21 protein-coding genes are annotated in these 25322 nt (G+C 73.0%); 3 read left to right on the top strand and 18 right to left on the bottom strand.

From position 1 onward, the window contains the following. Window positions 1-26: 26 nt before the first annotated feature. A complete protein-coding gene (locus ACQP1P_RS19530) occupies window positions 27-548 on the top strand; it encodes a hypothetical protein (RefSeq protein WP_433088115.1) in 522 nt (173 codons plus the stop codon). Between the two features lie 123 nt (window positions 549-671). Here the strand turns inward: ACQP1P_RS19530 and ACQP1P_RS19525 are convergent, their stop codons facing one another. From ACQP1P_RS19525 to ACQP1P_RS19470, 12 genes are all read right to left on the bottom strand, one after another. Next, the gene (locus tag ACQP1P_RS19525) at window positions 672-2066 is read right to left on the bottom strand and encodes an NAD(P)/FAD-dependent oxidoreductase (protein ID WP_433088114.1); all 1395 of its coding nucleotides are present in this window, start codon (window positions 2064-2066) and stop codon (window positions 672-674) included. 34 nt (window positions 2067-2100) lie between these two features. Continuing rightward, a complete protein-coding gene (locus ACQP1P_RS19520; protein ID WP_433088113.1) occupies window positions 2101-2892 on the bottom strand; it encodes a helix-turn-helix domain-containing protein in 792 nt (263 codons plus the stop codon). A gap of 93 nt (window positions 2893-2985) precedes the next feature. Next, window positions 2986-3363, bottom strand: coding sequence for a nuclear transport factor 2 family protein (locus ACQP1P_RS19515; RefSeq protein ID WP_433088112.1), 378 nt, complete (start codon window positions 3361-3363; stop codon window positions 2986-2988). A gap of 25 nt (window positions 3364-3388) precedes the next feature. Continuing rightward, window positions 3389-4588, bottom strand: coding sequence for a cytochrome P450 (locus tag ACQP1P_RS19510; protein WP_433088111.1), 1200 nt, complete (start codon window positions 4586-4588; stop codon window positions 3389-3391). Then, window positions 4585-5943 (bottom strand): amidase, encoded by a 1359-nt coding sequence (locus ACQP1P_RS19505; protein WP_433088110.1) that lies wholly within the window; start codon window positions 5941-5943, stop codon window positions 4585-4587. The genes ACQP1P_RS19510 and ACQP1P_RS19505 overlap by 4 nt, the downstream gene beginning before the upstream one ends. Beyond that, on the bottom strand, window positions 5936-6850 hold the full coding sequence (locus ACQP1P_RS19500) for a ScbA/BarX family gamma-butyrolactone biosynthesis protein (protein ID WP_433088109.1): 915 nt from the start codon (window positions 6848-6850) through the stop codon (window positions 5936-5938). The genes ACQP1P_RS19505 and ACQP1P_RS19500 overlap by 8 nt, the downstream gene beginning before the upstream one ends. Then, on the bottom strand, window positions 6847-8766 hold the full coding sequence (locus ACQP1P_RS19495) for a beta-galactosidase (RefSeq protein WP_433088108.1): 1920 nt from the start codon (window positions 8764-8766) through the stop codon (window positions 6847-6849). The genes ACQP1P_RS19500 and ACQP1P_RS19495 overlap by 4 nt, the downstream gene beginning before the upstream one ends. After that, the gene (locus ACQP1P_RS19490; protein WP_433088107.1) at window positions 8763-9791 is read right to left on the bottom strand and encodes a zinc-dependent alcohol dehydrogenase; all 1029 of its coding nucleotides are present in this window, start codon (window positions 9789-9791) and stop codon (window positions 8763-8765) included. The genes ACQP1P_RS19495 and ACQP1P_RS19490 overlap by 4 nt, the downstream gene beginning before the upstream one ends. Continuing rightward, the gene (locus ACQP1P_RS19485; protein ID WP_433088106.1) at window positions 9788-10717 is read right to left on the bottom strand and encodes an inositol monophosphatase family protein; all 930 of its coding nucleotides are present in this window, start codon (window positions 10715-10717) and stop codon (window positions 9788-9790) included. Before ACQP1P_RS19485 ends, ACQP1P_RS19490 begins: the two co-directional genes overlap by 4 nt. Further along, on the bottom strand, window positions 10714-11976 hold the full coding sequence (locus tag ACQP1P_RS19480; RefSeq protein WP_433088105.1) for an aspartate aminotransferase family protein: 1263 nt from the start codon (window positions 11974-11976) through the stop codon (window positions 10714-10716). Before ACQP1P_RS19480 ends, ACQP1P_RS19485 begins: the two co-directional genes overlap by 4 nt. Before the next feature lie 831 nt (window positions 11977-12807). Beyond that, entirely contained in the window at window positions 12808-14121 is a 1314-nt protein-coding gene (locus ACQP1P_RS19475) for a carbohydrate binding domain-containing protein (protein WP_433088104.1), read from the bottom strand. Between the two features lie 312 nt (window positions 14122-14433). Continuing rightward, on the bottom strand, window positions 14434-15030 hold the full coding sequence (locus ACQP1P_RS19470; RefSeq protein WP_433088103.1) for a TetR/AcrR family transcriptional regulator: 597 nt from the start codon (window positions 15028-15030) through the stop codon (window positions 14434-14436). Window positions 15031-15095: 65 nt separating this feature from the next. Here ACQP1P_RS19470 and ACQP1P_RS19465 point away from each other — a divergent pair, with 65 nt between their 5' ends. Next, window positions 15096-16529: an MDR family MFS transporter gene (locus ACQP1P_RS19465; RefSeq protein WP_433088102.1), complete on the top strand. Its 1434-nt coding sequence runs from the start codon at window positions 15096-15098 to the stop codon at window positions 16527-16529. A gap of 70 nt (window positions 16530-16599) precedes the next feature. Here the strand turns inward: ACQP1P_RS19465 and ACQP1P_RS19460 are convergent, their stop codons facing one another. From ACQP1P_RS19460 to ACQP1P_RS19445, 4 genes are all read right to left on the bottom strand, one after another. Continuing rightward, on the bottom strand, window positions 16600-19131 hold the full coding sequence (locus tag ACQP1P_RS19460) for an MMPL family transporter (RefSeq protein ID WP_433088101.1): 2532 nt from the start codon (window positions 19129-19131) through the stop codon (window positions 16600-16602). A 16-nt stretch (window positions 19132-19147) separates the two neighbouring features. Beyond that, entirely contained in the window at window positions 19148-19783 is a 636-nt protein-coding gene (locus ACQP1P_RS19455) for a TetR/AcrR family transcriptional regulator (protein WP_433088100.1), read from the bottom strand. Between the two features lie 116 nt (window positions 19784-19899). Then, on the bottom strand, window positions 19900-20643 hold the full coding sequence (locus ACQP1P_RS19450; protein ID WP_433088099.1) for a phosphotransferase enzyme family protein: 744 nt from the start codon (window positions 20641-20643) through the stop codon (window positions 19900-19902). A 1-nt stretch (window position 20644) separates the two neighbouring features. Next, the gene (locus ACQP1P_RS19445; protein WP_433088098.1) at window positions 20645-21472 is read right to left on the bottom strand and encodes a hypothetical protein; all 828 of its coding nucleotides are present in this window, start codon (window positions 21470-21472) and stop codon (window positions 20645-20647) included. 75 nt (window positions 21473-21547) lie between these two features. Here ACQP1P_RS19445 and ACQP1P_RS19440 point away from each other — a divergent pair, with 75 nt between their 5' ends. Continuing rightward, window positions 21548-22318 (top strand): alpha/beta fold hydrolase, encoded by a 771-nt coding sequence (locus tag ACQP1P_RS19440; RefSeq protein WP_433088097.1) that lies wholly within the window; start codon window positions 21548-21550, stop codon window positions 22316-22318. On the opposite strand, the gene ACQP1P_RS19435 is transcribed toward ACQP1P_RS19440, so the two are convergent. Next, window positions 22306-23817: a S8 family serine peptidase gene (locus tag ACQP1P_RS19435; protein WP_433088096.1), complete on the bottom strand. Its 1512-nt coding sequence runs from the start codon at window positions 23815-23817 to the stop codon at window positions 22306-22308. The two genes, ACQP1P_RS19440 and ACQP1P_RS19435, sit on opposite strands and share 13 nt — an antisense overlap. 326 nt (window positions 23818-24143) lie before the next feature. Next, entirely contained in the window at window positions 24144-25070 is a 927-nt protein-coding gene (locus ACQP1P_RS19430; RefSeq protein ID WP_433088095.1) for a L,D-transpeptidase, read from the bottom strand. Window positions 25071-25322: the final 252 nt, after the last annotated feature.

The following is a 25322-nucleotide window of genomic DNA, read 5'->3' as shown; positions in this document are numbered from 1 at the left end:
GAGGCGCTGCAGCCGTCGTCTACGGCGTGCGGAGCCGGGACCACGACGAGCGGTCCGGCCTGTCCGCGGCGGGGAGCGGCCCGTCCACCGGTGCGCCGCGGACGCCGTCGCCGGCGAAGCCCCTGCCCAGCGGCATGAAGGCCGACGACCTCGAGCTCGTCGAGTCCACCGGCTCGGTGGTCCTGCACGACACCTGCGTGCCGTTCACGAGGGTCGTCCCGAAGTACTCGAAGTCCTCGATCAAGTGCGGGACCGAGCCCGCCCTGCGGGACCCCGTCTGGCTGGTGTGGTTCGACAGCAAGGCCCGCGCCGACGACTACCTGAACCAGGATGTCGACGTCAACGTCGAGGGCAACAGCAGCGGCAGCTGCCAGTCCGGCAAGTCCCGCAGCGGCAGCTGGTCCGGGGGCCGTTACACCTGTTTCGAGTACAACAACGGCTATGCGATCACCTGGACGATCGAGAGCCGCTCGGTGTACGCCAGCGTCGCCGACGACTCCCCGACCGCCCTGTACGCGTGGTGGACCGACCACCGCACCCTGTCCTGATGGACCACGACGGGGCCGTGACGAGCTGACGACCGGCCCGGGCCCGGACCACCGCACGTCGCCGGCCGGGCCGGGCCGCGCGGTGCCGGGAACCGCGTTCGGGCGCCTCCCGGCACGGCGGGTTCACACCGCCACGGCCGCCCGCTCCGCCGCGGTGAACGGAGGCTGCCGCAGTGGCGCGCGGCCGGGCCCGAGCAGCGTCGCCAGCACGATCCGCGGGCGGATCAGGCGACTCGCCGGCGCCGACAACGTGAACACCTCGACCAGTTCGCGAGCCACCCCGGGCCGGCCGAGCGCGGTCCGCATGAGGCGGCTCTGGTACCGCCACATCGCCCGCTCGACCCGCGACGGCGCGGGACCACGCGCGCCGGGGAAGCGGATGTCGGTCCCGGTCGCATGGCTCCAGGCGTCCGCCGCGATGGACGCGAGCCGCCGTTGCACCCTGTGGGCCAGGCCGGGTTGCAGTACCGGCACCGTGTCCAGCTCGGCGGCGAGGGCCGCCGCGCCGTGGGCCGCGACCGTCATGCCGTGGCCGTAGACCGGGTTGTAGCCGGCGACCGCGTCACCCAGCACAACGAAGCCGTCCGGCCACGCGGCGAGCCGCTCGAAATGCCGGCGCCGATTCGCGGTGCTGTTCGTCACCGAGACCGGGCCGAGAGCCTCGGCGCCCGCGATGAGGTCGCCGACGATCGGGTGGCGCATGGCCCGGGCGAAGCCGACGAACTCGCGTTCGTCTGCGGGTGGCTGACCACCTCTGGTGCCCGACAGCGTCACCAGCCACTGACCGCCCTCGATCGGCATCAGCGCGGCCGTCTGGCCCGGACGGTCCTGCTCCGGATCGGCCTGGATGTTGACGATCGGAAAGGCGGTCTCCGCGCCCGCCGGTGCCCGGAACATCCGCGTCGCGTAGCGCAGCCCCGAGTCGACGACGTCCTCGTCGACGCTCGGCAGGCCAAGCGCGGCCAGCCAGTGCGGTGCCCGGGAACCACGGCCGGTAGCGTCGAGCACGATTCCCGCGTCGAGCCGCCGCGTGCTGCCGTCGCGCAGGTCGCGCACTTCGACACCGTCGACGCGAGCCGCGTCGCCGCACAGCGCGACGGCCTCCGTCCCGTCGGCGAGGCGCACCCCGGGCAGCGCCAGGACCTGCTCGCGGACCACCCAGTCGAGCAGCGCCCGGCTGCAGCTGACGACGAACTGGCCGCTTTCGCCGCGAGGGAGCCAGCCCTGCGGCAGCAGCATCACGTAGCCGTCGGGCAGTCCGATGCGGTGCGCCCCCGCGGCGCGCCATCGTTCGGTGGTGCCGGGCAGCAGCGCCTCGATCGCCCGGGCACCGCTGGACATGAGCACGTGGGCGTGCCGCCCCTGCGGCAGACCACGCCGCGGGTGCGGGCCGGGCGGCAGCCGGTCACGTTCCACGAGCACGACCTCACCGACATCGGGCGTTCGGGCGAGGGCGGCGGCCGCCAGCAGGCCGGCCATGCCGGCGCCGAGCACGACCGCGGGGGTCTTCGATGTCATCGAGCGTCCTTCCTTCCGTGCGGGACCCGCGGCTCTATCGCGGCGGTATCTCGTCGCTCAGTTCCGAGGCGAGCTGCCGCAGTTGCCCGACCGTTCGGTCCCGGTGCTCTTCCAGCCAGGCGGTTCGCGCCGCTACGCAGATCGCCCCCGCGATCTGCCCGTACCGGCGCAGCGGCGCGGCGAGCGTGTCCCAGCCCGCGACCGGCGAGGGACCGTACGTGTAGCCGGCCTGCAGGATCGCGCGCTCGCGCTGGTCCGCCCGGCCCGGCAGGTGGCCCATCATGTGCGCTTCGATCAGCCGCCCCGCCGCGTCGACGGTGAGCGGTGCGCAGAAGACCATGTCGGTGGCGAGCAACCGTTCCGCGTCGCCGAGCAGCTCGTCTCGTTCGGGGGCGAAGTAGGCCAGGCAGTACCGCATCGGAGCGTCGAGGATGAGCGGGACGTACAGCAGCACCGGTTGTCCGGTCGCCTTCTGCAGGGCGGCCAGGCCGATCCGGATGCGGCGGGAGATCGCCAGCGACAGGCTCCCGGGCCCGGTCGCGTCCTGTGCGCTGTGCCGCGTCGCGGTGGCCGGCGCGGACAGGGCGGGCTGCGGGCCGGGCGACCCGGCGCGGACCGTGAGCGAGTATTGACCGCGTCGGGCCTTGGACACGGTGCCGGCGCGGATCGCGGCCTGCAGGATGCGATGGGCCGTCGGTGTCGCGAGTCTGGCGCGGGCCGCGACGTCCCGGAGCCGGTGTGCTCCCGGGCCGAGCGACGCGAGCGCGTCGAGAAGTTCGAAGACCCGATCGTTGGAGGTTCGTACGAGTTCTAGGCCGATCGTCACGGTGACGGTCTCCTCGCATCTGTGCAGGTTCTCGGTGCGGCCGGGCGCGCACGGACCGCGTTGTCCGGCTGCGCGCGCCTGCCCAGGTGTGCGTCAGAACATGCCGTTGGGGACCCTCTGCGGGTCTGGCACCGGCTGCTCGACGTCCCAATGCTCGATCAGCTTGCCGTCCTGGACACGCCACAGGTCGACCACGGCCAGACCGGGGCCGTTGTCGTCGCGCAGCCGCAGATGATGATGCACGGCGACGAAGTCACCGTCGGCGAGGATCCGCTTGACGTCGCTGCTGCCGCCCTTGAACGCGGCCTCGGCCAGGTGCGCCAGGTAGGCCTGCCGGCCCGAGGGTGCGTCCGGGCTGTGCTGCACGAAGTCTTCGTGGATCGCGTCGGCGACCGCGTCGAGGCTGCCGTGCACGAAGTAGGACTCGTAGCAGCGGCGCAGCAGTTCACGGTTGGTGTCGGTGGTGCTCATCGTTGCTCCTGACTCGAGGGACGGATTACCAGTGGACCGGCAGCCGGCGCAGCCCGTGGAAGTCCAGGGCGTCGTTGAAGCTCAGCTGCTCCAGCGGCACGGCGAGGCGCATGCCGGGCAGCCGTTGCACCAGCCCGCTCAGCGCGCTGCGGATGGTGACGCGGGCGAGGTTCTGCCCGATACAGATGTGCGGCCCGAACCCGAACGCCAGGTGGTAGCGCGCCTCCGCGCGGTCGGGGTCGAGCGTGTCCGGCCCGGCGAAATGCCGCGGGTCGCCGTTGGCGCTCTGCAGGCTCAGGACGATGCCCTCGCCTTCGCGAATCACCGTGTCGCCGAGGGCGATGTCGGCCCGCGCCACCCGCGACAGGCCCAGCTGCACGATCGTGTGGTGGCGCAGCAATTCCTCGACGAGGTTCGGCCGCAGCTGCGGCTCGTCGCGGAAGCGCCGCGCGAGGGACGGACGCAGCATGAAGCTCAGCGCGCTGAGCGAGGTCATGTTGGCGGAGGTGTGGTGCCCGGCGCCGAGCAGCAGCGTCAGGTTGTGAACGGCCTCGGGCTCGGTCAGCTCGCCGGTGGCCACGTAGCGTCCGGTCAGCCGGCCGGTGAGGTCCGCGTCGGTGGGCTCACGCAGCCGCTGGGCCACGAGTTCGGTGACGAGCCCGACGATGGTGGCTCCCGCATCGAGCTTCTGCTGCGCCGTGCTGGTACCGGCGGAGAGCACGTGGGTGCTCCGCTCGAAGGTCGCGTGCGCCTCGTAGCTCAGGCCGAGGATGTGGCAGATGAGCCGCGAGGCGACCGGCAGCGCGAAGCCCTCGACCAGGTCGGCGGGCGCGTCCGCGGTATGCCGCCCGGCCGTGAGCCGGTCGAGCGACTCCCGCACGATCCGGTCGACCACCGGCGTGAGCCGGGCGACGGAGGCGACCGAGAACTCCGGCGCGAGCATGCGGCGCAGCCGGGAGTGCGCGGGTCCGTCGAGCGCGATCATCGTCGTGTTCAGCGGCGGTACCTCCACCGCCGAGCCGAAGCGGGGGCAGGCCGGCGCGGTCGTGTCGGAGCTCAGCGCCGGGTTCCGCAGCACGTTGCGCACGTCGTCGTAGCGGGTGACCAGCCAGGCGGGGCGCCCGTCCGGCAGCCGCACCCGGGTCAGCGGGCTCTCCTCCCGCCAGTCCGCGTACCGCGCGGGCACGAGGTCCGGCACCGCACGAGCGGCCGGATACTCGTTCACGGCCGCCTCCCCTCGCGGGTCGCGGGCCCGGCGGCCGCGGCGGCCTTGTCCGGGCCGGCCGTCTCGAGGTCGGCGGCGAGGCGCAGCAGTCGCAGGTCGCTGCCCGGCGCGCCGAGCAGCTGCAGGCCCACGGGCAGCCCGCCGGCGGTGCCGCGGGGCACCGCGACCGCGGGGCAGCCGGCCATCGGCGCCAGGGTCGTCAGCGGCCACGCGGCCGCGCCCAGGCTCAGGTACGGCTCGTCCGGATACGGGCTCGCGCCGTCCGGCAACGGCCACGGCCCGACACCGAACACCGGCGTCACGAGGGCGTCGAACCGGCCGAGGAAGGTCGTCATCGCCGCCCGCAGCTCGGCCCGGCGACGCAGCGCGGACGCGACCCGGTCGGCCGGAATCGCCAGCCCGGCGGAGACCTCGGCGCGCAGGGCCGGGCCCAGCGCCGTGCCGTGCCGCTCGACCCGCTCGGCGTGCAGCGCCACGGCTCGCCGGGCGAGCAGGATCAGGCAGGCCTCGTGGACCCCGCGCACCGGCGGTGCCGCCTCCTCGACCCGGTGCCCCAGCCGGAGGAGGTCCGCCACGGCACCGGCGCACGCCGCGGCGACCTCGTCCTCGACCCGCGCGGCTCCGCCGAGATCCGGGCTGAACGCGATCCGCAGCCGGGCACCCGGCTCGGGCGACGGCAGGTCCCGGGACGCCAGCACCCGCAGGAACAGCGCGGCGTCGGCGGCGGTGCGCGCCAGCGGTCCGTGCACCTCGAGCCCGGACGGATCGTCGTCGCGGTCGGTGGTGACGAGCCCCGGCGTGGGCCGCACCCCGACCACGCCGCAGAACGCGGCCGGGATGCGGATCGAACCGGCGGTGTCCGCGCCGTGGGCCAGCCACGCCTGGTGCGCGGCGACGGAGACCGCGGCGCCACCACTCGACGCACCACACGACACGGACGGATCGGCCGGATTCAGGGTGCGCCCGCCGACCGGGCTGACGGTGTCGGCGCCGGCGCTGAACTCCGGCAGGTTCGTCTTGCCCACGATCACGCCGCCGGCGGCCTCGATACGTGTCACGAGCCGGTCCGAGCGCCGTGGCACGTTGCCGCGGTACGGTTCGGATCCGAATGTCGTCGGCACCCCCTCGACGTCGACGACGTCCTTCACGGTGACCGGCAGCCCGGCGAGCGGCCCGTCGTTGCCCGATCGTCGCCGCCGGGCGCGGTCGAGGCAGACCGCCGTCATCGCGTGCAGCCGCGGTTCGGTCTCGGCGATGCGGGCCTCGACGGCGTCGAGCAGTTCGGCCGGGCTCACCGCGCCGGAGCGCAGCGCCGCGATCGTCCGCACCGCGCCGGCCGCGAGCAGCTCATCCATCGGCGTGGCCGGTCGTGGGCCAGTCGGCGTGCGCGGCGAGCTTGCCGGCCTGCCGGACCTCGGTGTGGAAGCCCTGCGCGGTGCGGCGCACCAGGACCTCGCCCGGCTGGTCGAGCTCGACGAAGCGGTGGAAACGCACCGCGAGGCTCATCGGCGCGAAGTACGGGTCGCCGGACTCGGCGACGACCGCCTGACGCATCGCCTCGGTGAGCAGCATGCCCGGCGTGTGGTCGGTGGGATTGTCGAAGAAGTTGGCGTGCGCGGCGTCGATGTGCAGCAGGTAGGCGCCGGGGCGTGATCCGGGCGCGATGACGACGTCACGCCGCAGTGCCCGCCCGACGCTCGCCGGTGGCACGGACGCCTCCGGTGCCGCGGCGGGCATCTTCACCTCCTGCGGGTCGCGGCCGCGCACCTTCAGGTACCGGTCGTTCGGCGGCACGATCACCCGCCCGCCACCGCTCGCGACGAGGCGGCCGTCCCGGTACAGCCGGCAGTCCATCGACGTCTGCAGAATCGCGTGACCCAGCGGCTCGGTCCGGCCGGAGTCGATGGTGACGACGACCTCGGTCGGCCGGTCCGTGACGCGCAGGCCCTCCGGGTCGGCGGTGTAGTGCGCCGCGCGCAGGATCTGCATCGTCGCCAGCGGCACGTCGTCGACCACGTGGGCCAGCAGCAGCGCGCACTGCCGGAAGGTCTCCAGCACGAGCACGGGGTCGTGCCGCTGGTGATCCAGGAGCGTGTAGTAGCCGCCCAGCCGTGGCCAGACCGCACCGGCGGTGATCGACGTCGGGGTCTTCACCCAGCTGGTGATGAGCACGGTGGTCGTGTCCCCGCGGTCGACGAGCGCGCGCGGCACGGTGTTGTCGAACGTGATGCCCGCGGGCGGGGCGATGGTGTCGGCGGTCATGGGCTCTCCTCGATGCTGGCCGGGACGGTGGCGAAGATGCCCGGCGGCGGTGGCGGTGGCGGGTCCAGCTCGGCGCTGGTGATGATGCGGCTGAACCGGTCGCCGGTGCGGCGCAGCAGGGCCGCGCTGCGGGGCGGCACCTCCACGCTCACCGTGTCGCCGCCGATCGCCCGGCGGACGGTGGCGTGCTCGGCGCCGAGGTTGAACACGAAGACCGAGCGCGCCGTACCGTCGGGACCGGTGTGCACCAGCACGACGGCGGGATCGGTCGCCGGGTGCGCGTGCCGCGCCGCCGGCAGCATCCGCAGCAGCGGTGCCCGGTCGCGCGCCGCGAGCGGGAACATCGGCAGCGGGTCGTGCGGGGTGCGCGGGGCACCGCCGGCGCCCGTGAGGAGCACGACCGGGTGACCGGCGCGCCGGTGGTCGCGGATCAGCCGGGCCAGCCGCTCGCCGGGCCCGTCCGGCCCCACCGGCACGAGCCACGGCAGCGAGCTGTCCTCGGCGTGCTCCTCGGTCAGGACCTCGATCTGGTACTGCTGCCGCTCCATCAGCTCGACGCAGAGCTCGGCGGCGTCGCGCAGCGCGGGTCCGGCCGGTGCGGTCTCCTCCGGCCAGGCCTCGGCCCGGGCGAGCGCCGAGGGCACCAGCAGGGCCACGTCCGCGCCGAACGACTCCGGCCGCGGCGCGGCGGACCGCACGACGTCGCGCAGGGCGTGCAGCGCGGCGATGTTCGCGCCGGTACCGCCGTCCTCGCGCAGCGGCGCACCGGGGCAGTAGGGCGGCGCGTAGTCCAGCGGGTCGATGCCCTCCGCCAGCAGCGCCTGCGCGTCCAGGTCGATCGCCGCTGTCCAGTGCTCGGTGGCGCAGGCGGTGTAGACGCTGTAGGTCCGCGACTCCAGCGCGAGGGCCAGCAGCGCCTGGAACATCGCGTTGCCGGGCCGGTCGAAGGCCGGATCGGTCCAGGTGAAGCCCCAGTTGTCCTCGACGTTGCTGTACCGGCGGGCGCGCACCCCGAACCAGTGCGACGCGAAGGCGATGCGGCTGCGCGCGACGCTGCCGACCCAGCCGGTGTACCCCAGCGCGAACCCGAGCCCGGCCAGCGGGGCGGTGCGCAGCAACCACGCCGCGGCGCCACCGGGCGGCCCGTCGAGCGCCGGCAGCGGCAGGTTGAGCGTCGCCGCCTGCCGCACGGCCGGGGAGAGTCCCTCGGCCAGGTCGAGATAGTGCCGGCGCAGCACCGTGCCGCTGTGTTCGGCCCACGCCTCGCGCAGCTCGGCCGACCACGTCGACGGGTCACCGGCATCGGCCCGGCCGGTGTCGTGCAGGAACGCCGCCACGGCCGGTGCGCTGAAATCGTGCGCGGTCACCGGTTGGTTGGCGTCGCTGTAGATTCCCTCGTTGCCCAGCTGCACCGCCACGACCGGTCCGTGCGGCGCCAGGCTGGTCGCCAGGACGTGCCGTTCGACGGCACCGAGCCAGTGGCGGACCTCCTCGCGGTACAGCGGGCAGAACAGGCTCGGCAGGGCGAGTCCCTGCGACGTCACCGCCCGGCCGCCCGCGTCGAGCACGGCCGCGAACCGCGGATCGACGGTCGGGCTGACCCGGTCCGGCAGACCGCCGAGCTGCACCTCGGCGTGGATGAACGGCCCGGGCTTGAGCAGCACGCGCAGCCCGGCGGCGGCGGCGAGGTCGAGCAGCCGGAGCAGGTCGCGCTGCTTGTCGCCGGCGCCCCGGAAGTCGTAGCGGTGCCGTGCGTACTCGTGGAAACGCCACGGGACGTAGCACGTGACGACGTCGACACCGGCCTCGGCCAGCGCGGCGAGGTTCGGCCCCCAGCGATCGGGGTCCGCCCGGTAGTAGGGGTACTCGCCGTAGATCACCGGTCGTTCGTATCCGAACGGATATCCGGCGCTCATGCCGCGTCCCGCAGATCGATGACGACCTTCATGCCGGCGTACTGTTCATGCTCGCCGCCGGCGGCCCCGATCGCGGCCAGCGCCTCATCGAAGCGGTCGATGGGCACGTGGTGGCTGATCAGGCCGGACAGCGGCAGCCGGCGGGCGAGGTCCACGGCCCGGTCGAACAGCAGGCTGTTGTAGTCGCCGGCGCCGATGACGCGCAGCCCGCGCTGCAGCAGCTCCAGCGGGCGCATCGTCCACGTGGCGCGGTCGTTGAACCCCATCACGACGATCCGGCCGAGGTTCGCCGCCAGCTCCCACGCCTCCGCGGTCAGCGATCCGACGCTGTCCACCACGAGCGACGCCGAACGCGCGGCGACGGCGCCGGGCTCCTCGACGCGGGCCGTGCAGCCGGGCACGGCGGCCAGGAAGGCCTCGGCGACGGCGCGCCGGTACGGGTCGATCTCCACCACCCGCACCGCGGCGCCGAAGTGGCCGGCGACGAGGGCGACCAGGGTGCCGATCGGCCCGCCGCCCAGCACGGCGACCTCGTCGTCCGGGCGGATGGCGGCGGCCTCGAGGTTGTTGAGCACACAGGCGATCGGCTCGGCGAGCACGGCCTGGTCGTCCGACATCCCTTCCGGGACCAGGTGCAGAAACCGCTCCTCCAGCCGCATGAACCCGGCGAACGCGCCGTCGCGGTCGATGCCGATCTCGTTGCCCGTCTTGTTCAGGCAGAAGTTGAGCGCGCCGCGGCGGCACCAGTGGCACAGTCCGCAGTACAGCGTCGGGTTGATGATGACCCGGTCGCCCTGCTTGAGCGTGGTGACGCCGGCCCCGGTCTCGGCGACCTCACCGACGGCCTCATGGCCCATCACCACGCCGGCTTGCGCATGGAACTTGCCGAGCAGCACGCCGCGATCGGTGCCGCAGATGCCGGCCTGCGTCATGCGGACGATGACGTCGTCGGGCGCGGCGCAGACGGGGCGCTGCCGTTCGACGAGGCGCAGGCTTCGATCCTCGTGCAGGACCAGGGCTTTCACGGTGTACCTCCGGTGACGGTGTTCCAGGTGATGGACTCGAGCAGCGCGGCGTGCAGCTGCGGTGTACTGGCCGCGACACAGGAACGCTGACTGGCGGGGTCCAGGGCGAGCAGCGGCATGGTGTCCAGCGAGTCGCCGTAGGCATCGGTGATGACGACACCCGCACGGCGGGCGAGATAGACGCTCGCGGCGATGTCGTACCCGAACAGGTGCAGGACGTTGCCCCGGCCGACCCGCCGGAACGCGGCCTCGGTCTCCGGGTGGTCGCGCAGGATGCGGTTGCCCACGTCGACGAACGCGTCGAGCTGGCCGGTGATGATGCGCGTGATGGAGTACGAGGCGCTGTTGAACAGGAACACCCCGCCGGTGTTGGCCGAGGCGTCGACCAGGTGACCGTAGGCGTCGCACATGAGCCGCATCGGGTGCCCGTTGAGCTCCATCGACCAGAACATCCGGGTCAGGTCGGTGTTCGGGCTCAAGGACGGCACCGGCCGGTCGTGTCCGCTCGTGCACAGGCCGCTGCGGGTGTCCGCGTAGAACCACGCCCCGGACTTGAGCTCCAAGACGTGCGCGGCGATGACGTCGCCGACCGTCGGGCGGCCCTCGCCCATCCGCGCCGCGGCGACGGAGACGGTGGCCATCTCCAGCCCGGCCGAGGCGGGCCGGGTGCCGTCGATCGGGTCGACGACGAGCACGTGCTCGGGCCGGGGCCCGGTGGTCCGCAGCCCCTCGTCCTCCGTGTAGACGGCCACGGGCACCGGCGCGTGCCGCCACACGTACTCCCAGACCGCTTCCTCGGCCACCTTGTCGATGTCGAACTGGGCGTCGCCGCCGGGCGAATCGCCGTGCACACTGCGCCGGCGGTGCACCTGGGCCGTCAGGGCGCTGCGCACCGCCGCCGCGGTGCCGGTCACGAGGTCCTTCACGCCACGACCTCCCGCAGGAGCGTCTCGAACGCGTCGCAGATCTCGTCGGCCTGCTCGTGGGTGAGAATGAGCGGGGGCCGGATCTTCACCACGTTGCCGTAGCCGTACCGCGACGTGCGCAGCAGCAGCCCGTGCCCCAATCCGCGGCGCGCGACCTCGTTGGCCAGGTCCACCGCCGGTGCGCCGCCCGGCTGCACGAGCTCGATGCCGATCATGAGACCGACCCCCCGTACGTCGCCGATGGCCGGCATCCGCCGCTGCAGGTCGCGCAGTCGCTGCATGATGTGCTCGCCGGTGGCGCGGACGTTCGCCAGGAACTCGGGTCGGCCGATGACCTCCAGGGCGGCGACCGCCGCGGCCGCGGCCAGCGTGTTCGCGCCGTAGGTGAACGAGTGGTGGTGGGCGGGCAGCCCGGCGAGGCGTTCGCCGGCCAGAATGCCGGCGATCTGCGCGCCGCTGCCGCCGAGTCCCTTGCCGACGGTGATGGCATCGGGCCGGACGCCGAAGTGCTCGGCGGCGAACATCCGCCCGGTGCGGCCGATGCCGGTCTGGATCTCGTCGAAGATGAGCACGATGTCGTGCTCGTCGCAGAACTCGCGCAGCCGGGGCAGGTAGCCCTCGGGCGGCACGATGTTGCCGCCGTTGCCGGAGATCGGCTCCAGGATGATCGCCGCGACCTGTCCGCCGCTGGCGTACTCCAGGAAGTCGTCGATGCGTTCGACGCACATCAGCCCGCAGGTGTCGCGTCGCTGGCCGTAGAAGCAGCGCATGCAGTACGGGTCGGGGACCTGCAGCGAGCCCGGGTACAGCAGCGGGAACGGCGCCTTGCGGAAGGCGTTGCCCGACAGCGAGGTCGTCATCATCGTCTGGCCGTGGTGGCTGCGGAACAGTGAGATCACCTCGCCGCGGCCGGTGGCGTGCTGCGCCATCTTGATCGCGCCCTCGTTGGCCTCGGAACCCCCGCCGACCTTCAGGTGAACCTTGACGAGGTTCGCGGGTGCGGCGGCGAGCAGTTGCCGGACGAGCGTGTTGACCGACTCCGTCTGAAACGAGGAGGTGACGTGCACGAGGCTCTCGGCCTGTTTCTGCATGGCCGACACCACGGCGGGGTGCGAGTATCCGAGACTGAGATTGAATGTCCCGGAGGCGCAGTCGATGTAGCGGTTTCCGCCGTCGTCGTAGACGTAGATACCTTCACCCCGCACCATTAATATGTCACTGATCGGATAGTAGATAGAGTCACTAATCGGTTCAATCATTGACTCTCCTAAATTGTTTGACTCGTCCGCCAAGACCGATCGAACCCGTCACCAATATTGACATCGATGCCGCTTGTGTCAATGGCGAACTGCCTTTGTTCCGCGCCGTGAAGGATGGAAAGCAAAACCTTCCGACTGCCGAAAAACACGAAGTCACGCCGGACGGTTCGATCACCGCCGCCGCGCTGGATGATCTCCCGCCGTGCCGCGCCAGGACCTTCCGCGGCGGCGATGAATCGTTTCGCCTGACGGAAAATCCACCCGAAGACCGGACGGGGACGGCCCGAGCCGCCAAACATCGACCGGGCGGCACAGTGCGGCCGGGGGCGAGACCGCAACAGACATAGGCTGCAAACGATGCTTTGACCGCTATCGACCGCCGTGCGCGGCGGCGGTGCCGGCGACAACCGGGCAGCCGTCGGCGTTCGCGTTGTCCCCGGCCCGACTCGCGGACCGCGCCGTCGACGGGCCGCGCGTGGAACCGGCCCGCGATGTCACGGCATTCGCGACGGCGCCACCGCGCCGGTTGCCGTCATCACGGCGCGCCGGTCCGTGTGCGCACGAGCAGACATCCGGTTCGCACAGGCCGAACCGGTCGTGGACGGCCGGCGTCGCCGGGTCGAATGCCGTGGTGTTTGTCTGTCCGTCGCTGGTGAACAGGGCGATGGCATTGCCGCCGGGGAAGGCGGCGCGACAACGTCGGTCCCCGACCAGGCCGAGTCGCTCCAGCGACGCGGCCCGCGAGCGGCGCGATCGCTCGCCCCGACCCGCAGGCGTGAGCCGGCCGGCCAAACCACGGCCGGCCACGCGTCAGGCGATCCGTCGGTGGTGCTACTGGATGGTGATCGTCCGCTGCTGCACGCCCCAGGCGTCGGCCTCGGCGCCCGGCAGCCACACGTCGACGATCTGGCCCTGGATCCACGTGCCGATGTCCGCCGCGTAGCAGTAGCCGTACCCGTCGACCTTGAAGCGGGTCCCCCACGGGATGTACCGGGTGTCGACCGCGCAGATGCCCAGCGCCGTGTTGAAGCCGCTCGCGGTCTGGCCCGCGTCGTTGTAGGACGTGATCTCGTACTGCAACTGGGTTCCCGGGGCGAGCGCGTAGGGCTGGACGGCGCCGCTGTCGGCGAGGATGTACGGCTGGGACAATGCGCCGGTGGAGGCGTCGCTGCCGTCGGAGCGCAGGGCCGCGATCGTGTAGTGCGCGTTGCGGCACGGTGCGTTGTCGGTGACGGAGAGCGTCGCCTGGCCCCAGTCGTCGACCCAGCCGACCGACTGGCTGTTGCGCCACACGCGGTACGCCACGGCGCCCGCCACCCGGCTGAACGTGATCGTCACGCTCGAGCCGCTCAGTGCGCCGGTCACCGTGGACGGGGCGGGGAGCCGGCCGCTCAGGCTGATCATCGGGGCCTGGCTCGTCGCGTTGTGGCTCGGCCCGATGACCCGGGCCGGCGGGGTGACGGTGGACCAGAACGGGCAGGCCGCGAGGCTCGCGCCGGGTCCCGTGCCGCCCGTCGGGCTGGTCGTCGGGCTGCCGGTCGGGCCGGTCGTCGGGCTCTTGGTCGGGCTCTTGGTGGGGCTCGGGCCGCTCGTCGGAGACGGGCTCTTCGTCGGCGACGGGCTCACCGGCGGCGTGGTCGGCGGTGCCGTCGTACCGCCGCCGCCCGAGCCGGTCGTGAGCGCGAAGTCGTCGGCGTAGTACGTCGGCTGCCCGTACCACCCGTGCACGAACACCGTCACGCTCGTCGTGGCCGACGACGTCGTGAAGGACGTGGAGAGCTGCTGGAACGCCCCGCCGGTGGACGGGGTCCAGATGCTCGCGCCGGAGGCTCCGATGTAGACGTAGCTGCCGTTCACCCACGCCGTGAGCGTGTACGTGGTGTTCGGCGACACCGGCACGGTCTGGGTGCACTGGGCCGTGTCGCCGGCGGTGGGCGTGGCCTTCAGCGCGTACGTCCCGGAGTGCACCGTGCCCGTGGCCGCGCTCGCGCTGCCGCCGCACGACCATCCGGACAGGCCGGACTCGAAGCCCGGATCGCCGACGGCGTTCGTGCCGGCGCTGGCCGGCAGCACCCACGCGGCAATCGCCACCACGGCGGCCGTGACGCACCCGGCGCCGATCGCCAGACCTCTCCACCTACGCATACATCGATGACAGTAGCTCGGTCCGCCAATGTCAAGGTTTGTTAACTGTTCCTTGAGGCCGCGCTCCGTCCCGCCGGCCCCGGTCCACACCGGCAGCGGCTCCCGCAGCGCGCGGAGCGCGACGGCCTCGCCGCTGTGCGTGGGGCGCTCCTCGCGGGTGAGCCGCCACCGTATGGCAGTTCCAGCGGCGCGGCGCCCACAGGATCTTCGCGGCGCCCAGCGGGCCAGCGGAGTGCGCGTGGACGGCGCCGGCGTCGAAGGCGGCCCGCTCCAGCTCCTCGACGACGGGCCGGACGGTGTCGCCGTGCGGCCTCATGCCGCACCGGTGGTGGCGGAGAGCAGCGGCAGCCACACGTCGTCGATGATCTCGGCGATGACCTCGGGCGGGACCGGGCGCAGGGTCATCAGCATCTCGTGGCGCAGCAGGTCGAACGGCAGGTTCACCACGCGGGGCGAGCGCGGCGCGGCCGGCAGCACGCCGCGCTCCACGGCGCGGGCCACGAGCCGCTCGAACGGCGTGGCCAGGCCCGGCGGGCGCATCGCGGCGCGCAGGTCGCTGAAGCTCTGGCCGGTCTCGCGGAAGTAGTCGACGAGCAGGACGCTGACCACGGTGATCCAGCGGGAGCGCGAGCCGTCGGCGTTGGTCAGCACGCCGACGGCGTCGTCGCGGAGGCTGCCGGTGTCGGGCACCTCGATCGGCGCCGAGGTCCAGTGCTTGCGCAGGCTCGCCAGGAGCAGGTCGTCGCGTTGCGGCCAGCGGCGGTACAGCACCGGCCGGCTCGTCCCCGCCCGCGCCGCGACCGCCTCGAAGGTGAAGCCCTCGTAGCCGTGCTCGTTCAGCACCTCCCACGCCGCGTCGAGGATCGCGTCCTCGAGGTCGGCGCCGCGACGGCGCGTTTTAAGATGCACTTGCGTATCTTAGCATGCCGCCGTACGGTCGATTAGGTACACCCGCGTATCTTCAAGGTGGCCTGATGACCGACCGAACCGCCATGCGCACCGCCGTCGCCGTCCTCGTGGGCGCCGTCGCGGTCATCCTCGACTCCACGATCGTCAGCGTCGCCCTGCACGAGCTCGGCGCCGACCTGCACGCCGACGTGGGCACCATCCAGTGGGTCTCCACGGCCTACCTGCTCGCCCTCGGCGTGGTCATCCCGCTCGTCGGCTGGCTGCAGAGCCACCTCGGCGCGAAGCGGCTGTGGATGGCCGCGCTGACGGTGTTCCTGCTCGGCTCGGTGCTGTGCTCCTTCGCCTGGGACGCCCCGAGCCTCATCGCGTTCCGCGTGGTCCAGGGCCTCGGCGGCGGCGTCATGATGCCGCTGCTGACCACGATGGTCGTGCAGGCCGCGAGCGGCCCGGACCGGGCGCGGCTCATGAGCACCGTCGCGCTGCCGGCCGCGGTCGGCCCGATCCTCGGCCCGGTGATCGGCGGGCTGATCCTCGGCGTCGGCGACTGGCGCTGGCTGTTCCTGGTCAACGTGCCGCTGTGCCTGGCCGGCCTGCTGCTGGCCTGGCGGATGATCCCGGCCGACGGCCCGGGGCGCCGGGTCCCGCTGGACGCGGTCGGCCTGGTCCTGCTGTCCCCGTCGCTGGTCGCGCTGCTGTGGGGTCTGTCCGACGTGACCAAGCCGGGCGGGTTCGGCCGCGCCGACGTCCTCGCGCCGCTCATCGCCGGCGCCGCGCTGCTGGTCGCGTTCGTGCTGTGGGCGCTGCGCCGCCGGGGAGCCGCGCTCGTCGACCTCGAGGTGCTGCGCTCCCGCCCGACGTGGGCCGCCTCCGCGCTGATGTTCCTCTCCGGCGCGTCGCTCTACGGTGCGATGCTCTTGCTGCCGTTGTACTGGCAGGAGCTGCGCGGCACCGACGCGCTGGGCGCGGGCCTGCTGCTGATCCCGCAGGGCGTCGGTTCGCTGCTGAGCCGGAGCGCCGCCGGCCGGCTGATGGAGCGCGTCAGCGCCCGCTCGGTGACCGTGTTCGGGTTCGCGCTCGTCGGGCTCGGCACCGTGCCGTTCGCGTTCGCCGGCGCCCACACGGCGACCTGGTGGCTCCTGGCGACGCTGTTCGTGCGGGGCCTCGGCATGGGCATCGTGATGATCCCGCTGATGACGGTCGCGTTCGTCGGCCTCGAACGCGAGCAGGTGCCGCACGCGAGCACCGTGACCCGCATCGTGCAGCAGGTCGGCGGCTCGGTCGGGGTGGCGCTGCTCGCCGTCATCCTGGCCACCTCGGCCACCGGCACCGGCTCGCTCGCGTCCGCGTTCGACATCGCGTTCTGGTGGACCGTCGGCTTCACCGGCGTCGCGCTGGTGCTCGCGTTCCTCCTGCCCGGCCGGGCCGGCACCGCGGCCGGGGCCGGGGCGGACGCGCGGCCGGTGCCGGTCGCGGCTCGGGCCGGCGCCGGTCCGGCCTGAACGGCGCGCTGCCCGGCCTGAACGGCACGCTGCCCGGCCGGCTCGGGGCCGGCCGGGCAGCGGCGACGACTCAGGCCGTGCCGGTCGCGGCCTCGGCCGGCACCGGCTCGTGGTGAGCGTGCGGGTCGATCGGGTGGGTGCGCTCGAGCTTCGCGCCCTCCACGTCGACGTCGGGCAGGATGCGGTCGAGCCACTTCGGCAGCCACCAGGCCGAGCGGCCCAGCAGGTGCATCGCGGCGGGGATGAGCAGCATGCGCACGACGAAGGCGTCGACCAGCACACCGAAGGAGAGCCCGAAGCCGATCGGCCGGATGGTCGCCGACTCCGAGAAGATGAAGCCGGCGAACACGGCGATCATGATGATCGCCGCCGCGGTGACGACCGCCCGGCCCGCGTGCAGGCCGCGGCGCACGGCGAGGCGGGCCGGGGCGCCGTGGACGTACGCCTCCCGCATCCCCGACACCAGGAACAGCTGGTAGTCCATGGCCAGGCCGAACAGGATGCCGATCTCGATCGTCGGCAGGAAGCTCAGCACCGGCGACGGGTCGTGCACGCCGAAGATCCCGCCGAGCCAGCCCCACTGGTAGATCGCGGTCAGGCCGCCGAACGCCGCCAGCAGCGACAGCACGAAGCCGGCGGTCGCGGTCAGCGGGACCAGGATCGACCGGAACACGAAGATCAGGATGATCAGCGAGAGTCCGACGACGAGGGCGAGGTACAGCGGCAGGACATCGGCGAGCTTCTGCGACACGTCGATGTTGCCGCTGGCGTTGCCGGCCACGCCCAGCTCGACCTTCCCGGCCTCGACGCTCAGCGGTGACGCGCCGCGCAGGTCCCGCACGAGCTGCGCGGTGGACTCGCTGGACGGCCCGTCCTTGGGCACGACCTGGAACGCGGCCACGGTCCCGTCCTCGGACGCGCCGATCGGGGCGACCGCGACCACGTCGCGCTGGGCGGCGAGCTTGGCGCCGATGGCCGCCTCGATCGCGGTGAGGTCGTTGCCGGTGGGCTTGCCGGGCAGGTGCGCGACCACGAGCAGCGGCCCGTTCACGCCGGCCCCGAACTCCCGCTCGACCGTCTTGTAGGCGCGGTACTGCTGCGAGTCCTCCGCCTCCGAGGAGCCCACCGGCAGCCCGAGCCGCATCGACATGGCCGGGATCGCGATGACCCCGAGCACGAGCACCCCGGCGATGAGCGTGAGCACCGAGCGGCCCGTCGACATCGTGGTCTGCGGCACCGCCGGCAGCGCGGCGGCCTCACCGATGCGGCCCCGCTCCTTGCGGCTGAGAATGCGCAGCCCCACGAGCGACAGCAGCGCCGGGGTGAGCGTGATCGCGACGAGCACGGCGACGGCGACGCAGACCGCGCCGACGGTACCCATGAGCCCCAGGAACGGGATCCCGGTGACGTTGAGGGCCAGCAGCGCGACGAGCACGGTCGAGCCCGCGAACACCACGGCGTTGCCGGAGGTACCGTTGGCCAGGCCGATCGACTCCCCCATCTCCACGCCCTGCTTGAGCTGGCGCCGGTGCCGGTTGAGGATGAACAGGGCGTAGTCGATGCCCACGGCCAGGCCGAGCATGACGCCGAGCACGGGCGTCACCGAGATCATGGTGACGACGTCGGAGAACGACAGCGCGGCGAGCACCCCGACGCCGACGCCGAGCAGCGCCCCGAGCAGCGGCAGGGTGGCGCCCAGCACCGTGCCGAGCATCACGAACAGTGCGATCGCGGCGATGACGACACCGACGACCTCGCCGGGGCCGAGCACGCTGGGCACGGTCTGCGCGATGTCGTTGGAGACGTTGACCTCGACCCCGTCGATCTTCGCGTCGGCGGCCTTCTGGACGATGTCGTCCTTGACCTCCTTCGGCACCTCGTACGTCGGGGTGTCGAACTGCACGACGCCGACGGCCGCGGAGCCGTTCTTGGACACCGTGCGCAGCTCCTTGGCCAGGTCCATCAGCTGCGCGCCGACCTCGAGCTGCTTGCCCTGCGCCTCGAGCTGGGCCCGGCCGTCGTCGATCTGCTTCTGGCCGGCCTGCAGCTCCTGCCGCTTCTGGTCGAGCTGCTGCTGCTGGGCCGCGAGCTGGGCCGAGCCGGGCGCCTGCGCCTTGGCCGCGTCCAGCTGCTGCTGGGCGGCCGCGAGCTGCTGCTTGCCGGTGTCGAGCTGGGCCTGCCCGGCGTCGAGCTGCTGCTTGCCCTGGGCGAGCTGGGCCCGCCCGTCGGCGATCTTCTGCTGCTGGGCGTCGCGCTCGGTCTGGGTCTGGAACGGGTCGGTGGTCGCCTTCACGCCGGGCTCGCCGCCGAGGTCCTTGAGCAGCGCGGCGATGCCCGCCTTCTGCTGGTCGGTGAAGGCCGAGCCGGAGGTGGTGGCGAACACGACGGTACCGCTGCCCCCGCTCGCCTTCGGGAACTTCGCCGCGAGCTCGTCGGCCACCTTGCTCGTGGGCGTGCCCGGGATCGTGATCGCCCCGGACAGCGAGCCGTGGAACAGCGCGTAGGCGCCCCCGGCGAGGCCGATGACCACGATCCAGGTCGCGATCACCACCCAATGGCGGCGGGCGCTGAAACGCCCGAGCCGGTACAACAGTTCGGCCATGGCCGCGGTATTCCTTTCAGGCAGGCAGATATCCGTTGCGGATGTTGTCGAGGAGCCGGGTGAGCAGGTCGTCCCAGACCGCCCGGGACTCGTCGTCGAGGGCGGCGCCGGTCATCGCGATCCAGCGGCCGGCGATCACGGTCATGCCGCTCATGAGCGAGTTGATGAGCAGTTCGACATCGAGCGGGTGTGCCCGGGGGTACCGGCGCGTGACCTCGGCCGCGAGCGCCCCCCCGGTCCGCCGGAACGCGGTGTGGGTGAGCATCGGGGAGCGGACGTCGTCCTCGCCGGCCACCCCGACGATCGCGGTCACGGAGACGATCACCGCCGCGAGGTCGGCCGCGCGCAGGGTCCGGGCGAGCTCGTCGAACATGGAGGCCCGGCTGCCGTCGCCGACGGGCGCGGCCGCGACCTGCGCGAGGAAGTCGTTGATGACGACGGAGAGGACGTCGGTGCCGAGGGTGAGCAGGACGTCGTCGAGGGACGCGAAGTGGTTGAAGACGGTACGCCGGGCGACGTCGGCCCGATCGGCGAGCTCGTCGACGGAGAAGTGCGCCCCGCCCCGCTCGTCGATGAGGCTCCGCGCGGCATCGAGGATGGCCGCGCGGTGGCGGGCCTTGAGCGCCTCCCGCCGTCCCCCATGATCACTCACGTCCGCTTACACTAGGTGCAACGATGCACTGGGTGCAACTCAGGCGGCGGAGACGAGGTGCATCTCATACCCCCGACCACATTCTCGCGCGGCGGACGGGCGGCCGGAGGCCGTTCTCACAGTGCCCGCACCTCGGCGAGGCGCCGGGCCGAGTAGTCGTCGCCCCAGCACACGGCGGCCTCCCAGGCGGCCGACGCCTGCCCGGCGACGTCGAGCGCGCCGTCGTCGAGGCCGGCCGCGTTGCCGGGCAGCACGAGATCGAGGTCGGGGACGTCGACGTGCGACTCGTCCCAGTCGATCAGCGCGACCCGGCCCGCGGTCACCCGGACGTTGCCCGGGTTGGCGGGGTTGCCGTGCACGACGCAGGTCTCGCGTCCGGCGAGCCGCGCCCACGCCGCCCGGCATCGCGCCACGCCCTCCGGGGGCATCGCGCCGAGGTCGATCCTCGTCCCGGTCTCGGCGTGCAGGAGGTCGGCCGAGGACCGCCAGCCCGGCCGCTGCGGCCAGCCCCGCGTCAGGCGGTGCAACTCGCGCAGCGTGGCGGCCACCCGCCGCCAGTCGTCCCGCGTCTCGGGCGGCCCGCCGTCCAGATAGGTCATCACGACCAGACCGCCGGCGAACGACCGGCCGTCCGTGGTCGGGATCGGGACCGGAACGGTCAGCCCCGCCCGGTCGAGGTGTCGCAGGAGCCCGGTCTCCCAGGCGAGATCGGCGTCGCTGCGGGTGCCGAGACGGCCGACCGCGAGCCGCCCGCCGACGCGCACGCTCCACACGTCGTTGGCGACGCCGCCGGTGAGCGGCTCGAGGCGAGCCGCGTCCTCACCCCATCGCCCGAGCGCTTCCCACCCCACTCGGCGCATCCTAATCGGCGCCCTCGGTGGTGGCGGACACGGTGGCCGGGGCGGTGGCCAGCACGACCGCGGCGGCGGTGGTGGCCAGGACCGCGAGCACGGCCGCGGGGGCCCAGCCCGGCCGGACCGTGTCGTGCAGCACCGCGACCCCCACCGCGGACGGCACGACGACCTCGGTGATCCACAGCACCGCGGTCACCGGCCCGACCTGCCCGTACTGCAGGGCGAACGCGTACAGCAGCGTCCCGGTGACGCCGAACCCGGCCAGGGCCCAGGTGAGCGGCTCGGCCAGCAGCGAGCCGGCGATGGCGAGGACACCGCGGTGGCCGGGCACGGGCAGCGCCCGCGCACACAGCGCCGCGCCCCCGTAGGCGAGCCCGGCCAGCGCGGCCGCGGCCGGCCGCAGCGCACGGGTGGCGAGCCATCCGCCACCCGCGAGCACGACCGCCGCCGCCACCAGGCCCCACCGCAGCGCCGCGGACGGCCGCACCTCGTCCTGGGGCCCGGCGGCCGCGGCCACGACCGCCAGCGCCAGGATCGTGACCACGACCGCCGCCGCGTCCCGCGGACGGATGCGGGCGGCCAGGAACAGCCGGGCGGCGACGACGGTCACCGCGAGGGAGCCGGCCAGGACGGCCTGTACCTGGTACACCGGCAGGGTCCGCAGCGCGACGAGCGAGGCGAACCAGGCCAGCAGGTCGCAGGCGAGGCCGGCCAGGTAGAGGGGGTGGCCCAGGGCGCGCAGGGTGTCGCGGCTGCGCCGGGCGCCGGCGGCCTGGGCGATCGAGCCGATGCCGTAGCCGAGCGCGCCGGCCACGGCGAACGCCAGCGCTGTCACGGTCGTCCACGATATCCCGGGCGGTGTCAGGGCAGTGGCGGTTCCGTGTCAGGGCGGCCCGCGATCGTGCTGGCCATGACACAGCAGCGGCAGTACTGGATCCCGGTCGACGACACCGAGCTCTACGTGACCGACACCGGCGGCTCCGGCCGGCCGGTCGTCTACCTCAACGGCGCCTACGCCGACCAGTCGCACTGGCGCAAGGTGATCGCCGGGCTGGGAGACGGCTACCGGCACATCCGCTACGACGAGCGGGCCCGCGGCAAGTCGAAGCGCTCGGCCGACTACTCGTTCGAGGCCTGCCTGCGCGACCTCGACGCCGTCCTCGCGGCCCGCGGCGTCGAGCGGGCGATCCTCGTCGGCTGGTCCTACGGCGGCGTCCTGGGCTGGCACTGGGCCGACCGGAACCCGGAGCGGGTCGTGGGCCTGGTGACGGTCGACGCGTTCCCGGTCGGGCTGACCGGCCCGGAGGGCGCCGCCCGCATCCGCAAGCTGTTCCGGCGGATGCGGCTGCTGCTGCCGATCACCGCCCGGCTCGGCATGGGCGCGCGGATGAGCGCCGACGAGCACGCCGACGTCAACATCGAGCTCAACGAGATCGGGGCGGCCAGCGTGCCGGTTCTGCAGCGGCTCACCCGCCCGGTACGGTTCGTCCTGGCCACCGGGGACAGCCTCGGCAGCCAGGACGGCGAGATGGACGAGGGCCGGTCGACCCTCGACCCGATCGTCGCCCGCAACCCGAACATCGGCATCAGTGCCCGGGTCGCGAGCAACCACTCCAAGATTCTCAGCAAGGACTCCCCCGCGGTCGTCGCCGCGGTGCGGGAGCTCGATCAGTTCCAGTAGGCCGTCGACCAGTCGTCGCTGGACCAGTAGTGACCCGACCAGTAGTGCCCGGACCAGTAGTGGCCCGACCAGTAGTGCCCCGACCAGTCGGGGTCGGTCCAGCTCGACGCGCCGTTCCACGGGCGGCCGGACCAGCTCGCGGCCGCCCACGTCTTCGACGCCCAGGACGTGCCGGTCCAGTTGTCGCCGGCGACGCGGTAGCCGAGCCAGGTGCCACCGGACCAGGCGGTCTGGGCGGCGCTCTTCGGCGCCCACGCGGGGGTGCTGATCGGCCCCCACACGGTGTTCTCGCCGCTGAGCGTCACGTTGTCGCGGACCACGTGGCTCGGGCCGCGGGCGCCCTCGAGCGCGCCGGTCCCGCTGGAGCGGTTCCACCCCGACGCCCACGTGTTCTGGCTGGCCAGAGCCGCGCCCAGGTTCAGCTCGCCGACGGCCCGGGAGCTGGCCAGGCCCGAGGTGCTGGTGACCGAGGTCTTGAGCACGGTCTTGACCTGGTCCGGGGTCAGCGTCGGGCGGGCCTGCAGCAGCAGCGCGACCGCCGCCGAGGTGACCGCCGCCGCCTGGGAGCTGCCGCTGCCGCGCACCAGGGTGGTGCCGACCTTCGCCGACGGGTAGGACAGGTCAACGTTGGAGCCGGGGTCGGCCAGCGACAGGATCGACTCGCCGGGGGCGATGAAGTCGGGGCGGCGGTTGTTGCCGCCGATCGTGGAGAAGCTGGCGAAGTCGTCGTCGGTCGCGATCGTGGTGCCCTTGGTGGTGGCGGCGCCGACCGCGATGACCGCCGGGTCGCTGGCCGGGTCGGTCAGCGTGATGTCGCTGGTGCCGCCGTTGCCGCCGGCCGCGACCACGACGATGCCCTTGAGCCATGCCTGCTCGACCGCGAACTGGACCGGGTCGCTCCACGAGTCGGGGGTGCCGCCGGTGCCGTACGAGAGATTGAGCACGCGGATCGGGTTCGCCGGGTCGTCGTTGCGGTGGGCCACGACCCAGTCGACGGCGGCGACGATCTGCGACACGTCCACGGCGCCGTTGGCGGTGCCGACCTTGATCGAGGTGAGCTTGGCCTTCGGGGCCAGCCCGACGGTCCCGGTCGCGGTGTCGTTGCCGACGATGATGCCGGCCATGTGGGTCCCGTGGCCGTACGTGTCGAGGTAGCGCAGGTCCGGCGACTGCGACTCGAACGACAGGTCGGGCCCGTTGACGATCTGCGAAGCGGGCAGCCCGGCGACGGGCGCGACGCCCGTGTCGATGAGCGCGACGCCGACTCCGGCGCCGGTCAGGGTGGCCGCCGTACCGGTGGAGGCATTGATCGCCGCGCGAACCGTCGCGAGGGTCGTGCCGCTGCCGCTCGAGCCGCTGCCGAGCCAGGCGCCGGACGCCCACCCGGCCGCGTCGCTGATGGGATGGTTCGGTGCGGCGGCCGCGCCGAGTCCGGCGACGGCCGCGGCGGTGGCCGCGACGGACGCGACGATCCGTCGCCGCTTTGCCCTCGATGGCATGGGGTGCTCCGTTCCCGCCGCTTCCCTGCGGCGACGGGTTCCACCATGACGGGCGTTGGTTGCGGGGCCAGGGGTCGCGGGCCGGGTCTGCCCACTCGGCCGCCGGTCCTGCCCGACCACCCGACGCGATGTCGTCCGGTCCCCGCCGAACCGCACCCGGCCCGCACCCGGCCGGGTCCCGCCCGGTGACGCAGCCATTGCCCGCGCCGATCCGCGCCCGGCTGCTCCACCGTGAAGCTCATGGACTCGCGACTGCGGTTGCGGGGTCTCCCACCCTCCGACGAGCGGCGGGCAGCGCGCGTCGCATGCGCCTCACCGGAGGTGCGTCAGTTGGCCGGCACCGCGCCGCCCGCCTGCCAGGTGGTCCAGGCCACGTTCCAGTCGCCGTAGCCGTCCCACGTCGGCATCGTCGGCCCGCCGGTGTTGGTGTAGGTAATCGGGTCGCCGACCTGGGCGAAGTCGAAGTACGACTTGGCGTTGGCCTCGGTCAGGTTGGTGCAGCCGTGCGAGGTGCTGCGCTGGCCGATGTTGCCGCCGTTCCAGCTCGCCGAGTGCACGAACTCGCCGGAGTTGGTGATCCGCACCGACCACGGCACCTGCTCGTCGTAGCCCTCGCCGACCATGCGCTCGACCGCGTCCTTCTCCATGACGACCTTGACGCCGTTGAAGGTGGGGGTGCTGGCCTTGCCCAGCGACACCGGGAAGTCGAAGACCTGCTTGCCGTCGGAGGTCACGACCATCCGCAGGGTGCCGCCGTCGACCTTGCCGATGTTCGCCGGGCCGGTCTTCATGTCGAGGGTCAGGCTGTTGTCGTACACCAGCCCGGCCCCGCCCGAGCGCCCCTTCGTGTCGAGGCTCATCGCGATCGAGGCGTGCGCCGGCCAGTACTCGGCCGGGCGGTAGTGCGCCTCGATCGGGTAGCCGGCGTAGATCGTGGACTTCTGGAAGTACCACGCGCCCTGGGCCGGCGCTCCGTCGACGGTGACCTTCGTCGCCGCGTTGAAGTCCTTGGCGCTCATGATCGGCGCCGACAGGTACGCGATGATCGGCATGCCCACGCCGTACGTCGCCCCGTCCTTCTCGTACAGCCGCACGTGCACCGGCTTGCCGGTCGGCGCCGGCGATCCCGACGGCGACGCGCCCCCGGCCGGCGGCCGGGCCGAGGACGGCGCACCCGACCACGAGGCCTGCGGCGCGGAGTTCCCGCCGCACCCGGCCAGCCCCAGACCGAGACTGACCAACAGCGCCGCCACCCGCCAACGGTGAGAAGATCTCATAGCCTCGACGATGCCCCTGATGCGCGCCCGCCGCCACCGCTGCCCCGCTCGTCCACATCACAATCGGCCGGACCGGACCGCCACACCGGCTTACGGAAGGTCCGTTTCGTATGCATTCGTGCGGATATTCGTCGTCCAGTGGCGAGCGCCGGTGCCCGGATGCCGGACTGGGACTTCGAGGTGTCGACGGAGAGCGTTCACCGCCAGGTATCCACGCGTACAACTGGC

The sequence above is a fragment of the Dactylosporangium sp. CA-052675 genome (genome assembly GCF_050947935.1).
In the GTDB taxonomy this organism is placed as follows: domain Bacteria; phylum Actinomycetota; class Actinomycetes; order Mycobacteriales; family Micromonosporaceae; genus Dactylosporangium.
Note: the sequence above shows the minus strand (reverse complement) of the source record. Positions and strands in the feature narration are given on the sequence as shown.

Coding starts and splice junctions, on each gene's coding strand:
- ACQP1P_RS19525 (WP_433088114.1), bottom strand. CDS start 2,066: ATGACATCGAAGACCCCCGCGGTCGTGCTCGGCGCCGGCATGGCCGGC.
- ACQP1P_RS19515 (WP_433088112.1), bottom strand. CDS start 3,363: ATGAGCACCACCGACACCAACCGTGAACTGCTGCGCCGCTGCTACGAG.
- ACQP1P_RS19505 (WP_433088110.1), bottom strand. CDS start 5,943: ATGGATGAGCTGCTCGCGGCCGGCGCGGTGCGGACGATCGCGGCGCTG.
- ACQP1P_RS19500 (WP_433088109.1), bottom strand. CDS start 6,850: ATGACCGCCGACACCATCGCCCCGCCCGCGGGCATCACGTTCGACAAC.
- ACQP1P_RS19495 (WP_433088108.1), bottom strand. CDS start 8,766: ATGAGCGCCGGATATCCGTTCGGATACGAACGACCGGTGATCTACGGC.
- ACQP1P_RS19480 (WP_433088105.1), bottom strand. CDS start 11,976: ATGATTGAACCGATTAGTGACTCTATCTACTATCCGATCAGTGACATA.
- ACQP1P_RS19475 (WP_433088104.1), bottom strand. CDS start 14,121: ATGCGTAGGTGGAGAGGTCTGGCGATCGGCGCCGGGTGCGTCACGGCC.
- ACQP1P_RS19465 (WP_433088102.1), top strand. CDS start 15,096: ATGACCGACCGAACCGCCATGCGCACCGCCGTCGCCGTCCTCGTGGGC.
- ACQP1P_RS19460 (WP_433088101.1), bottom strand. CDS start 19,131: ATGGCCGAACTGTTGTACCGGCTCGGGCGTTTCAGCGCCCGCCGCCAT.
- ACQP1P_RS19450 (WP_433088099.1), bottom strand. CDS start 20,643: ATGCGCCGAGTGGGGTGGGAAGCGCTCGGGCGATGGGGTGAGGACGCG.
- ACQP1P_RS19440 (WP_433088097.1), top strand. CDS start 21,548: ATGACACAGCAGCGGCAGTACTGGATCCCGGTCGACGACACCGAGCTC.
- ACQP1P_RS19435 (WP_433088096.1), bottom strand. CDS start 23,817: ATGCCATCGAGGGCAAAGCGGCGACGGATCGTCGCGTCCGTCGCGGCC.